Origin of the sequence: Chitinophaga qingshengii, from assembly GCF_014529935.1 — a bacterium.
In the GTDB taxonomy this organism is placed as follows: domain Bacteria; phylum Bacteroidota; class Bacteroidia; order Chitinophagales; family Chitinophagaceae; genus Chitinophaga; species Chitinophaga qingshengii.
Genome location: NZ_JACVFC010000006.1, coordinates 343,992 through 357,361 on the forward strand (window position 1 = coordinate 343,992; position 13,370 = coordinate 357,361).

Genomic DNA, 13,370 nt, shown 5'->3' on the forward strand with positions numbered 1-13,370 from the left:
TGGATTTTGGGAAAGAGATGTCTATATTGTAGACACTCAAACGCATTCCTTACCATCTTGTCAACCAATAACCCGGGGAAAATGACTCAAAGCTCCCAACGCTTTTTACCGCTGGACGTGTTCCGCGGCATGACTGTTTGCTTCATGATCATTGTAAACACCGGCGGCACAGGAGGTACTTACTGGCCGCTGGACCATGCCCCCTGGCATGGATGGACACCCACCGATCTGGTATTTCCTTCCTTCCTTTTTGCCGTGGGCAACGCCATGAGCTTCAGCATGAAGAAATATGAACAGCTGGGTAACTCCGCTGTTTTAGCCAAAATCTTCAAACGTACTTTCCTGATATTTCTGCTGGGATACCTCATGTACTGGTTTCCCTTTGTAGAACATACCGATGCCGGACTGGCCTTCAAACCGTTCAGCCATACCCGTGTACTGGGGGTATTGCAACGCATCGCACTATGTTATGGTATCGGTTCGCTACTCATTCATTATCTCCCGAAAAAAGGCGTGTGGGCTGTCAGCGCCCTGTTCCTGTTTGGCTATTGGGCCATTCTCTGGTTCTGCGGCACTCCCGGCGATCAATACGGTATTCACGGCAATGCCGGACTCACACTGGATAAAATGATCCTGGGCGACAACCACCTCTACCACGGAGAAGGTTTTGCCTTCGACCCGGAAGGTATTCTCAGCACCTTACCCGCTGTGGTAAACGTGATAGCGGGCTACTACGCCGGTCTTTTTGTGCAAAAACATGGCCGCACACAGCAGGGACTGCTGCGGATGGTTGCTGTCGGCGCACTGCTGATTATACTGGCCTATGCCTGGAACACCGTTTTCCCGATTAATAAAAAACTGTGGACCAGCTCCTATGTGTTACTTACGGTAGGCATCGACCTGATATTATTATCTGTATTGATACAGCTGATTGATATGGCAGGTGTTACCAAAGGGACCGGCTTCTTTACCGTATTTGGTAAGAACCCCTTGTTTCTCTACCTGTTATCTGAAGTGCTCGCCATCCTATTTTATTTTATACGGATAGGCGACCAATCACTGTACCAGTGGATCAACGATCAGTTCTTCCAGTCCTGGTCACCTGGCAAATTCGGGTCTCTCCTATTCTCCCTCACCTTTATGCTACTCTGCTGGACAGTAGGTTTCTTCCTTGACAAACGGAAAATCTACGTCCGCGTATAAACTATTTAACCATTTTTTTATTTAGATATTTGGCTATTTAAAGACTCCCTAAATAGCTAAATATCTAAATAAAAAAATATGAATCTCTCCTTAGAAGGTAAAACCGCACTGGTATGCGGCAGTTCACAAGGTATCGGTCTTGCTACGGCCATAGAACTTGCCGCCCTGGGCGCTACCTGTATCCTCACCGCCCGGAATGAAGAAAAGCTGAAGGCTGCTGTTGCCCTGCTACCGGCCCGTACCGGACAAGCCCATCGTTATATTGTTTCCGACTTCGCCGACCTGGAGGCCGTTACCGACCTGGCCGCCGATCTGGCCCTGGAAGGCCCGGTGCATGTATTGGTAAACAATAGTGGAGGACCGGCTGCCGGTCCCATCCTACAAGCCTCCACTTCCGCCTTTGCCGATACCTTTTCGCAGCATGTGCTCTGCAACCAGGTACTGGCGCAAGCCCTGGTACCCGGTATGATACAGGCAGGCTATGGCCGTATTATCAATATTATATCCACCTCCGTAAAAACACCGCTGAAAAACCTGGGCGTGTCCAACACCATCCGCTGGGCTGTGGCCGCCTGGGCCAAAACACTGGCCAATGAAGTGGCTCAGTACGGTATAACGGTCAATAATGTACTGCCCGGCTCCACCCGCACCGAACGACTGGATAAACTATTCAACAATAGCGCAGCGGCCAGGCAGGTATCTTCCGAAACAATAGCCGAAGAATGGCGGGAAGAAATACCTATGAAACGATTCGGCGAAGCACATGAAATAGCCGCTATGGCTGCTTTCCTCGCCTCACCGGCCGCCTCATACGTAACTGGTACCAGCATCGCCGTAGATGGCGGCAGAACACCGGTATCCTAAAGATGACGGTCAACCAATACTGTCACTTAGCTGTTAAGCATAAGTATGAAGGTTGGTTTGTTTATTCCCTGTTATATTGATGCCATCTATCCGGAAGCCGGCATCGCCACGCTGGAGCTGCTGGAGCGCTTCGGCGTGGAAATCGTGTATCCGCTCAATCAAACCTGTTGCGGCCAGCCTATGGCCAATGAAGGCGACCAGCAACATTCCGCTGCTGCCGAACAATTGTTTGTGAATAACTTCCGGGAGTTTGATTATATCGTAGGCCCGGCAGGTAGTTGCGTAAAACATGTAAAATATCATCTGGACGCTATTCCGCAAGATCCCGATGTGTTGCATGTACGGGAACGGACCTACGAACTGGTGGAATTTCTCCACGATATCCTCAAAGTAGAAGCCTTTCCCTGGGCCTATTTCCGCTATAAAGTGGGTTTGCATAATAGTTGTAGTTCTATCCGCGGACTGGGCATTGCCCGTTCCTCTGAAATCATGGGTACTCCTTTTAATAAATCAGCCAAACTATTACAGATGGTAGAAGGCCTGGAACTGGTACCTATGGACCGGCCGGACGAATGCTGTGGTTTCGGGGGCACCTTCTGTGTAACTGACGAAGCGGTGAGTGCCAGCATGGGCATCGACAAAGTACATGACTATCTGCGGCACGACGCCGAGTTTGTTGTTTCCCCCGATATGTCATGTCTCATGCATCAACAGGGTATTGCCCGCAAAGCAGGCATTCACCTGAAATTCCTGCATATTGCACAAGTGCTGAACGGAGGTCCTTTTTAATATTTTTTATGGAAGATGATAAAAAAGTAGATGTAGCCGCTCAAGCCGCCGCCTTCCTGGCACAGGACGAGGTGCATGAACCCATGCACGATAAAAACCTTTGGGCAGCCCGCATGAAACGGGATGCCGCCGCCCGGGAAGTACCGGAATGGGAAACACTGCGCCAGCTGGCATCTCAGATCAAGGAACATACCCTCACCCATCTACTCCAATACCTCACCGAATTTGAAAAAAATGCCACCAGCCGTGGCGCTAAAGTATACTGGGCCAGGGACGCAGCAGAACACAATCAACATGTGTGGGACATCCTCCGGGAAAAAAATATCAGTTCCGTTATCAAAAGCAAGTCTATGTTGCAGGAAGAATGCGGCATGACTGCTTTCCTGGAAAACCGCGGTATCACTGTCACTGAATCGGACCTGGGAGAACGTATCCAACAGCTGGACGATCAGCCTCCCAGTCATATCGTGATGCCTGCCATCCATAAAACCCGGGAAGATGTTGCGCAGTTATTTGCCCGTAACATTGGTACCGATCCCGCCAACACCGATCCGCATTATCTTACAGAAGCCATGCGCAACGATGCGCGAAAACGTTTCTTGGAAGCCGGCGCCGGCATGACGGGCGCCAATTTCGCCATTGCGGAAACAGGCAGTTTTGTAGTATGTACCAACGAAGGCAATGCCGATATCGGTGCATCGGTACCGCCCGTGCATATTGCCAGCATCGGCATTGAGAAGCTTTTGCCCAAAGTAAAAGACCTCGGCATTTTTATCCGCCTGTTATCGCGCAGCGCACTGGGTACGCTGGCTACACAATACACCTCTCATTTCAGCGGACCACGCAAAGGCGGCGAACTGCACATCATCCTGACCGACAACGGCCGGAGCAAACGATTAGGCATGCCCGAGTTTTGGACATCCCTGAAATGTATCCGTTGCGGCGCCTGTATGAACACCTGCCCTGTATACCGCCGCAGTGGCGGACTGGCCTATGGCGCCACTTATTCCGGCCCTATCGGTATTATCCTCGATCCTACTTTCGATGAATCCAAATACAGTGAACTTCCCTACCATTCTTCGTTATGTGGTTCCTGTACAGAAGTATGCCCGGTGAAGATCAATATCAGCGATCAGATCCTGCAATGGCGGAAAGTGATGGCCGCCAAAAAATATCTGCCGGCAGCGCGCCGGCTGGCATTTGGCACCGCCGGTAAAATATTCGAACATCCGCAGTTGTTCCGCAGTGCCGAAACCATGGCCAGCGGAGCGTTGAAGTTCACCCCCAACTTCCTGCTGTACAACCGGGTATTAAATCCGTGGGGGCGTCACCGTGAGTTACCCCATTTCGCCGGACAAACATTCCGGGAATGGTATTTACAATACAAGGCCAAAAACAATGAACATGGAACATAACAGTCGTAGTCAGGTACTGGCAGCCGTGGAGCGCCAGATGCCCACTCACAAAATTGCGTATCCGGAAATACCGGATTTTCCACGTACCGCAGCTGATTTACTCGCCGCCTTTGAAGACCGTGTAAAAGATGCCGGCGGAGAGGTGTTCCACCTGGCAGATGCCGCCGCTGCGCAGGCTCTGCTGGTATCACAATATGCAGACGCCGGAATCATTTGTTCAGCAACCCCTGAAATAACCGGTGATCGTGACATCCATGCCGTTAAAAACCCGCATGAACTGGCCGATGTAGCCGTAGGCGTTATCCGCGCCCGTTTTGGCGTGGCTGAAAATGGGATGGTATGGCTTACCGAAGAAGACCTGGTAGTCAATGCGCTGGGGTTCCTGTCACAACACCTGGTTATCCTGTTATCGCCACAGGCTATTGTAGGAGATATGTACGACGCGTATCTGCGGGTACACCTCGAAGATACCGCCTATGGCTGTTTTATGATGGGACCATCCGCCACCGCTGATATCGGCGCCGTGCTGGTACATGGCGCGCAAGGCGCCAGAAGTCTGCGTGTATACTTATTGCCCTAGCAAGGAACGAAATAGACGATGCGTACCAGTTTCCCGTCTTCAAAATAACAATGTATACTGCTGTCACTGTCTTCCACATCCGCGTCCCGCAGGGTGATCATGTCCGTATAACCACCATTTTCCGCCTGTTGTACCGCCCTGGGGAAATGTTTTTTCATATCCGCCCAGGTGGTAGCCTGACTGAAGGTAATACCCTTGTACACAATACTGTGCTCCGGTGTAAGCCGGAACTCGCTGCATAACAGGGTATCGTTGTGCAGTTCGTAGCGGGAGCCGTCTTTATAGAAGTACTGGAATTCGTCGTCGAATTGGGTACCGCAGAGGTAGTCCATATTGGGCTTCACCAGGCTGTCCGCCTCTCCCAGCACTGCTTTAAAACGGGGTAAAGTAGTGTGTAACGGCACTTTATTATCAATCAGCGCTTTTGAAAAGGGTAACGCTTCTATCTCTTTCCAGTCAATGTCTTCATGTGTTTTCTGCACCGAATCTTCTTCCTCCAGAGAGGTCAGCGCTATTTCCGAGGGAGCCGGTACGGCGGTGGGTTCATCTTCAGTAGTAGGATGATGGCAAGCGGTGGCACATAGCATCAATAAGGATAAAAATACTCTTTGCATAACATTCCCGGTCTGTTGATCGCCGGCTAAATTAAAAATTTTCCGTATTATATGTAAAATTTTTATATGTATATTTTAAAAAATTATAATAAAAAAGCCGGCATGAACCTTCACGCCGGCTTTTAATTTATCAGCAACTATACAACTAGTACACGTCAAACCAGAGCTTGGTGGTCAACAGATCCGCTCCCTGGCGGGCTACAGCAGCCTTGTAATTGGCGCCGTTCAGCGACTGCTCACTGGACGGATACTTGAACCGTAACGGCATCTTACCTCCCAATGCACCGGCATAGGCAGGCGTCAGCTGAGGATAATCCAGCCTTCTCCACTCTGTGAAAGCTTCTATGCCTTGTCCAAAGAGCGCGAGCCATTTCTGCTCACCGATGCTTTTCTTAAAGTTTACCGCGTCGTACAGCACGCCAGGTTGCGCCAGATAAGCAAGGGCAACGTTTTCGGCAAGGCCATATTGCACAAAGGAAGCCGTGACAGCCTGGTTATATAACGTAGCAGCAGTGCCGGCGGTCAAACCGCGCTGTGCGGCTTCCGCCAGGATAAACTGCTGTTCGGTATAGCTGAACAGCACTGCCGGGGCAGTGGTAGCCGTGAATACAGCACCCGCATCGGAAGTTTTGCTGAAGCCCAGCCGGGCCGCAGAATCGCTGGGTAGCCCGTTGGTAACGCCGATGATCACGTTGGTATCTTTGGGCACCGTAGCGTATATGCTTAACCGTGGGTCGTTCAGCGCTTTCAGTTTATCTACGATGGATTTGCTGATACGATAGTCGTTGCGCGTTTCCCGGTTTCGGCCTACAGGGTTTTGATTGGGAGAAGCGAGGTAATTGAGTTTCACCACAGCATCTTTGGGTAGCAAGGCTGCCGTGCCGGCGGCGGTCACTTCATCAAACACGGCTTTGGCAGTTGCATTATCGCGGTCGGCTATACGTAATGCAATACGCAGGCGCAGACCGTTGGCAAACTGTCGCCAGCGGGTAATATCGCCGCCCAGCAGGATATCGCCGTCAATATTATTACTACCGGGCGTGAGCGTGGCCACGGCACCTTTCAGTTCGGTCAGCAGGCCGGTATACACGTCTTTCTGGCTGTCATACACCGGTGTAAGATAACTGGCAATCTGACCAGCTTGTTTGTAAGGGATATCACCATAGAGATCTGTAAGCTGCTGGAAAATCCAGGAACGCATGATAATCGCGACCGCCTTATAATTGGGGTTATGCAGGCTATCCCCCAGCTGCGCCAAGGTAGTGAAGTCTTCGATGCCCTGTGCATAAAAATTACTCCATACGGTTTGTGTACCGGCAGCGCCGGCGATGTACCGGTCGGCATCGGTATATTGTATTTTGGACCAGTACTGAACATATAATAAAGAGCCGTCCATCGCCGCATCCGGTCCCCAGTAGGTATCTACATTGGCTTTGATGCCGTTGCTCAGCAGATAGTCGGGTTGCACGGTAGTAGGTTCATTCGGGTTCTTGTTGATCCGCTCCAGCTCTTTACGGCAGGATGCCAGCAGCACGATGGCTAACAACAGAAATATTTTTTTCATATCCGGTGCGTAATTAAAATGAAACATTCAGGTTAATGCCTATGCTGCGGGTGGTGGGTATTTGCAGCGTTTCCAACCCCTGGCCATTGCCGGTATTAAAGGCGGTTTCCGGGTCTACGTTGGGCACATGTTTTTGCAGATATCCCAGGTTTCTCGCCACCAGTGCAATGTTGACAGTTTGTATCTTCCAACGGTCGGTCAATGTTTTAGGCAGTGTATAACCCAGTTTGATCTCCCGCAGTTTGATAAAGGAAGCGTCGTACACCGAACTTTCATTCAGACTGCTGTTGTATACCGCTTTATAATAGTCTTCCGCTCCCAGAACGACATTGTTCTTTTTGCCATCTGCCGTATAGCCGTCGAAGATAATACCATCGTGGTGCACTTCTGCGCCACCGGGCGCTGTAGCGGAATGCGAGGGCAGCTGTATATTCTGTTGACCGCTGCGGTAGTAAGGCAAGCCGCCATGTTCTTCGTCGCGGCCCGGCAGCGTGGTAGCCAGCACACCGGTATAGTTGCCGGTATAGTTGGTACCGGAATACATGGAGCCACCTTGCTTGGTATCAATCAGGAAGCCCAGACTGAAACCTTTAAAGGTGAAAGTATTGTAGATGCCGCCGGTCCATTTCGGCGTATAGTAACCCAGTATTTTTTTGTTGGGGTCGATAGCAGGCGTACCATCGGCGTTGACGATGATCCTGTTTTGCGCATCGCGCAGATAGCCTGTACCATAGAGGGCGCCGTAACGTTCGCCTTTGCTGGCCAGCACCTGCATATTACCGGTACTGCCCAGTACGTAGCTGTTAAGGAAACCTTCCTTGTCCAGTTCCACCACCTTGCTCACATTGCGGGCGTAGTTGATATTTACATCCCAGCGGAAGCCGGAACGTGTAGACACCGGTGTTAGTCCCAGCATTACTTCCACACCTTTATTGTTGATTTCACCGGCATTCATCAGTTTTTTCAGGTAGCCGGTAGTGGGACTCACATCGGCCAACAGTATCTGGTTGCGGCTATTTGACTGGTACCAGGTAAGGTCCAGGCGGATGCGGTTATCTATAAAACCTGCTTCCAGACCCACTTCTGTTGAACTGGTAATTTCCGGTTTGAGGTCACTTTTCAGGAATTTATCAGACACCGTGAGTAACGGATTGGGGCCGAATGGCTGATTAAACGGGTAAGTATTAATCAGCTGGTACGGGTCGGTGTCTTTACCTACCTGCGCCCATCCACCACGGACTTTGAGCAGTGTCAGCGCTTTGCTTTGGATATTGAAAGCTTCAGACAATACGAGGCTTCCATTAACAGAAGGATAGAAATACGAATTGTTTTCTACCGGCAGCGTAGAAGACCAATCATTACGGGCAGTGACGTTCAGGAAGGCGTAGTTGCGGAATCCGAGTTGTGCCGAACCGAAGGTACTGTATACCCGCTGACGGGAAAAATAACTCGTAGAGAGCAGTGGATCGCGGGAGTTATTAAGTGTGTAAACGTCCTTCACGGCCAGTTTAGGCGCCTGCTGATAGTTTTGTTCGAACCGGTTGTTACGGATATTACCACCTGCCAGTACATCGAGGTTGAAATCGTGGCTCAGTTGTTTTTTTGCATTCAGCGTAAACTCACCGTTGGTTTCACTGACAGCGTAGGCATCTTCCGTGTAGGAACCGAAAGGCGTACCGTTGGTATAATAAGCGATTTTATATTTTCTTCTATCCTGGTAGTAGTCCGTTCCGATGCGGAGATTAGCAGTCAGCCAATTGGATATTTCGTAGGACAGCCGGGCGTTTCCGAAGAAGCGGTTACGCAGCTGGCCTACCGTATTTTCGTATTGAATCCAGTAAGGGTTGCTGTAATAGCTGTGGTTCCAGTTGTAGTCTGTACCATCGGGATTTTTATAATTCCGCAGTTTGGATACATCTACCTGGCGGCCAAACCAGATGAACTGGAGCGTTACGCTGTTACCTCTTCTGCCGTCCACACCGGGGAGGTTATCTGCGCTGCTGCGGATGTAATTGGCGTAGGTGCTAAGTGTCAGTTTAGGTGCAATACGGAAGGTATTGCTGGCGGTGAAAGTATTACGGCTAATACCGGTATTGGGCAGGATACCCACCTGTTTGGTATTGTTATAGGAAAAGCGATAGTCGATCTTTTCGGAGCTGCCGCCAACAGCCAGCCCGTTGTTTAGCGTGTAGCCGGTCTCGTAGAAATCTTTCACGTTGTTGGGATGGGGTACAAAGGGAACCGCTTCACCATTGGAGAAGAACTGTGGGATCAGGCGGCCGTCCATTTTAGGTCCCCAGCTTTCGTCGGTGCCGTCGTTGAGGCCGCCGCCTTTACCGTCCTTGTAGGAGAACTGTCCGCCGGCGCCTTGTCCGTATACGTTTTGGAAGTCGGGTAAGATAAGTACTCTATCGAAAGTAGCGTTGGAATTGACGGTGATACCCAGTCTGCTTTTCACATCTTTGCCGGTTTTTGTTTTGATGAGGATCACGCCGCTGGATGCGCGGGAACCGTACAATGCAGCAGCATTGGGACCTTTCAGCACACTGATGGAAGCGATATCGTCCGGGTTTACATCGGAGATGGCATTGGCAAAGTCACGACCCGTGCCGATGCCCAGCTGGCTGTTGTCTACCGGGATACCATCGAGGATGAACAGTGGCTGGTTATTTCCGGCGATGGAAGTTTCCCCGCGGATAACGATACGGGAAGAGCCGAGGTTACCCTGGCTGTTGGTCACCTGTACGCCGGCTATTTTTCCGGAGAGCGCGTTTACCAGGTTGGTTTCCCTGGCTTCCGCGATGTCTTTGGATTTCAGCTCCTGTACTGCATATCCCAGCGATTTTTTTTCTTTGGAGATACCTAATGCCGTCACCACCACCTCTTGTAATTTGCTGTCAGCCGTTTCCAGGGCTATGTTTACCACGCGGTTATTACCCACCGGGATCAATGCTGTCTGGAAGCCTATAAAAGACACCTGTAAAGTATCGGTAGTGTGTGCCTGGATGGCGTATTTACCATCTGCATCAGCTTGTGTGCCGTGCGATGAGCCTTTGACGCGTATAACGGCGCCGGGTATACGCTGTGCATCATTGCGGGAGGTCACTACCCCGCTTACCCTGATTTCCTGGGCAAAGCTCTGCTGTAGCCACAATAAGGCGGGCAACAGGCCGAGTAGCCGTTGTACATACTTCATTCGTAATGAGAGATTTAAAACAGTTCTGGTCGATGGCGGACAACGATGGTTTTTCCGTTACTACCGATTTGGTTTTGGTTTAGCGTTGGTGCATGATGTTGGCATGAGCGTGCGGTCGTTACAAAAAAAATGACCGCGTGCGCATAATGTATATATGTAGATATCCGGCGCAAAAATAATCAAGTTTTATTAATCTACAAATTCTATAGACTAAACAGAATTATGATTTATAGGATTATTGCTGATTACGCTGACTGGCGAAGATCTCTTGTTGATAATAAGTGTTTGATATATAGCTTGATGTACATAAGGAAGGGAGGCCTGAATCAATGCCTGGCAGGGTCTTTCAGGTGAAGATGCTGTACCTGCTTAGGGAACCTGGAATAATCTATTTTTTTAACGGGCACCATATATGGGGGCATCCAACGAAGCCCTAAACGTTTATAACAAGGTTCTGTTTCAAAAAAAGGGGTGTTATTATGTGGCATCAGGTCTAGCGTATCCTTTCTGTATTCTTCGGCATAACTAATAAAAGCTCCCTGGGGAGTATCTTTCAATGGCGTTTGACAATCGGGGAGATAGTCAAAATGATCTACGTCCAAACCATCAGTGGTATAATAAATCTCCATGGGCCGGGTGATGACCAGCTCTTTTTTCCGGGAAACATTATCTTTACTTTTTATATACAAATAACCGATACGAGAAAAGGAATAATCTGTAGCGTATCCTCTGTAGATAGTCGTTTTTTTCTTTGGATTATACTCAATGGTACAATAAGCGTAGTCATCGCCTCCTGTAAAGGCATAATAGCAGGTTTTACTGCAGGACGCCAACCCCATCGATATCAAAAATAAAAATGCATAAGGTTTCATAGCCGGTTATTTTATTTCTTCAAAATATCTTTTGCTTTTACCCACCAGTTGCATAAACTGCCATTGCCATTGATAAAAGGTCTTTCGTTTAAAATCGCGGCTCATGTTTCCCTGGCTGTCCTGCGAATAATCCAGATAATTCTCTTTTGTTGAATGTTGCGCTTTGGCCTTTTTAAGCAGCATGGTCCTCTCTGCGCTTTTTGCTGTACCCTCCAATACCTTTATTTCACTTTCCAGTTTTGTTATTTCCTGTTCAATAGATGTTATAGTTACACCAGAGTTTGTATGCTGAAAAGTACCATTTTCTTTTTGTATAGTATCATTTACCGTTGCAACAAAATCATCCAGGTTGGGCACAAAAGACTTTTTCACAGTAGTTTCGAGGGAACTGTAATCACTTTCCATTTGTCCCAATCCTTCTACTTGGGCGGAAGACAATCCTTCTTTCGACGCGGCTTTCTGGTCTTTTTTCATTCTTTCAACCATTCCCTCTTTTGTATGTACATCCACCTTTTTGCTCCTTATTTCTTCGTTCACATCATCTCTGTATGTTTTTCCCGGCTCTTTAATGGAATAGGTCCCTAAGGCCTGTTCGTCAAATGTATGCCTTAGCCCTAACGCATGCCCCAGTTCGTGCATAACGACTCCGTTGACATCGGTATCTGTCAGTGCCGCCTGAAAAATATGGGCTACCCCGGAAAATGTCTCCGAGTATGCCAACACCTTGGCATCCGGTTTTTTGGCGGCATAAATATCATTGGTATAGAAGAAATAAAGTATTTTATCTTTTTTCAGCCACGTATCCGCACTGCCCATAGTATCGTAATATGTCTTGGCAGCGGAATAATCAGCATATGCTTTTTGTACATCAGGATGATTCCATGCTTTGGAGGCAATCTTGTCTTCATATTGTTTTAAGGTATACTGAAGCGATTTCCTTCCCGTTTTAAATTCAAAATGTTTATCAAAACGCTTCAATACCTCTATCGCTTTCTTTTGCATGTCTTCCCTGGCAGCCTGCTTTTTTTCCTGGTTCACCAGGTAGGCGGCAAACCGTTGTTCCACCATCCTGTTATACCTAACGGTATCGGGATCATTTTCTGTATCTTTTTTTAAATACCTGTTACCATCTTCTTTCTGCAGCAGCAATCCGGCATTTTCAAATTCACTTACCTGGAAAGTCACTTTTTTGGTATCGTTGGCTGGCACTCCGTATATGTACGCCTGGTTAAAGGAATGGGTATTAAAAAACCGGATCAGGTCATTAATCAGCGGTGTATGCGGGATTGCGCTGATCGCGGCCGATGCCTGAGCGCCAAAGCTCAACTCTACCGGCTGTATAATGGTTTTGTAGCGTACGGCATTGGCTTTGATGATGAGCTTTCCCAACACCTGTGGTTCACCCTTTGCTTTAGCAGTAATGGCCACATCCTCTTCAAACGGGCCTTTACAGGTGATGGTCAATGGCACAGCCGGATCATCAATTTTTAAATGGAGGGTAGTAGTATTAAGTGTGATATTGGCGTTGGAGCTAGAGAAAACAATGTCTGCATCGGATTTAAGTAGTTTAGATGCCTTTTGTGCATTTACATACAGGGTAACGGTGCTTTTTTTGTTGTCTGTATTTCCTTCCACATCCGGCGGCCATATGGACAGGTAGGGACACAGGTATTTGGCCACGCCGCTGATGGCATCCTCTGCCGGGGTAATTCCAATAAGTTCCTGGTATTCCCCTATCAATCCTTCTGCACAGGTAGCCTTGTTAAAGGCGTCGAAGCCAAATTCCCCGTTATAACCATTGTCTTTCATGCCAAATGCACCACCGGCATTGTCGGCCGACCGGTAAAACCGGATACAACCAATAAAGATGGTGTTTTCTACCGGATCCGGTTCAACGGGATTGTCCACCTGTTTGTGGTCATCGATGGTAATAGTGCCTCCCTGGCTGCATTTGCAGGAAGAACTTTCCAGCAGGAACTGACTGGAACCACCAAAAGTAGTGGTGGCGGTAGTCTGTTGCCATGCCTGTAACTGCGGTGTACAGGACTTTTTGGGATCATTATTACAATTACCGAAAAAAGGCGGCATAAACTGAAGGTCCTTTTCTGTGGCTTTTAACTTACCCTGTATCCGTACTTTGGTTTGAGAGGTCACTTTGAGGATTGCACTGACCTTGCTCTGCGAACATTTGCAAACAGCGCCATCCAGTACAAATTTTTTCTGATCACTCATATTACAGTTGTTTAAAGGGTGTGTACCCCGGGAGTTAACAT

10 protein-coding genes are annotated in these 13,370 nt (G+C 48.7%); 5 read left to right on the top strand and 5 right to left on the bottom strand.

Annotated elements, in window-relative coordinates:
• Window positions 1-81: 81 nt before the first annotated feature.
• The 5 genes from ICL07_RS30870 (at window position 82) to ICL07_RS30890 (ending at window position 4,851) form a co-directional block, all read left to right on the top strand.
• Window positions 82-1,203: an acyltransferase family protein gene (locus tag ICL07_RS30870; RefSeq protein ID WP_188091905.1), complete on the top strand. Its 1,122-nt coding sequence runs from the start codon at window positions 82-84 to the stop codon at window positions 1,201-1,203.
• Between the two features lie 78 nt (window positions 1,204-1,281).
• Window positions 1,282-2,067, top strand: a complete 786-nt coding sequence (locus ICL07_RS30875) for an SDR family oxidoreductase (RefSeq protein WP_188091906.1) — start codon at window positions 1,282-1,284, stop codon at window positions 2,065-2,067.
• A gap of 45 nt (window positions 2,068-2,112) precedes the next feature.
• A complete protein-coding gene (locus ICL07_RS30880; protein ID WP_188091907.1) occupies window positions 2,113-2,856 on the top strand; it encodes a (Fe-S)-binding protein in 744 nt (247 codons plus the stop codon).
• Window positions 2,857-2,864: 8 nt separating this feature from the next.
• Window positions 2,865-4,271 (top strand): lactate utilization protein B, encoded by a 1,407-nt coding sequence (locus ICL07_RS30885; RefSeq protein ID WP_188091908.1) that lies wholly within the window; start codon window positions 2,865-2,867, stop codon window positions 4,269-4,271.
• Window positions 4,261-4,851 carry a LutC/YkgG family protein gene (locus ICL07_RS30890; RefSeq protein ID WP_188091909.1) on the top strand — a complete coding sequence of 197 codons (591 nt, stop codon included), beginning with the start codon at window positions 4,261-4,263 and terminating at the stop codon, window positions 4,849-4,851. Before ICL07_RS30885 ends, ICL07_RS30890 begins: the two co-directional genes overlap by 11 nt.
• Here the strand turns inward: ICL07_RS30890 and ICL07_RS30895 are convergent.
• The 5 genes from ICL07_RS30895 to ICL07_RS30915 form a co-directional block, all read right to left on the bottom strand.
• Window positions 4,848-5,465: a hypothetical protein gene (locus ICL07_RS30895; RefSeq protein WP_188091910.1), complete on the bottom strand. Its 618-nt coding sequence runs from the start codon at window positions 5,463-5,465 to the stop codon at window positions 4,848-4,850. The two genes, ICL07_RS30890 and ICL07_RS30895, sit on opposite strands and share 4 nt — an antisense overlap.
• A gap of 145 nt (window positions 5,466-5,610) precedes the next feature.
• Window positions 5,611-7,029 carry a SusD/RagB family nutrient-binding outer membrane lipoprotein gene (locus ICL07_RS30900; RefSeq protein WP_188091911.1) on the bottom strand — a complete coding sequence of 473 codons (1,419 nt, stop codon included), beginning with the start codon at window positions 7,027-7,029 and terminating at the stop codon, window positions 5,611-5,613.
• Window positions 7,030-7,042: 13 nt separating this feature from the next.
• Window positions 7,043-10,225, bottom strand: coding sequence for a SusC/RagA family TonB-linked outer membrane protein (locus ICL07_RS30905; protein WP_188091912.1), 3,183 nt, complete (start codon window positions 10,223-10,225; stop codon window positions 7,043-7,045).
• A 326-nt stretch (window positions 10,226-10,551) separates the two neighbouring features.
• Entirely contained in the window at window positions 10,552-11,097 is a 546-nt protein-coding gene (locus ICL07_RS30910) for a hypothetical protein (RefSeq protein ID WP_188091913.1), read from the bottom strand.
• Window positions 11,098-11,103: 6 nt separating this feature from the next.
• Window positions 11,104-13,329: a PAAR-like protein gene (locus tag ICL07_RS30915; protein WP_188091914.1), complete on the bottom strand. Its 2,226-nt coding sequence runs from the start codon at window positions 13,327-13,329 to the stop codon at window positions 11,104-11,106.
• Window positions 13,330-13,370: the final 41 nt, after the last annotated feature.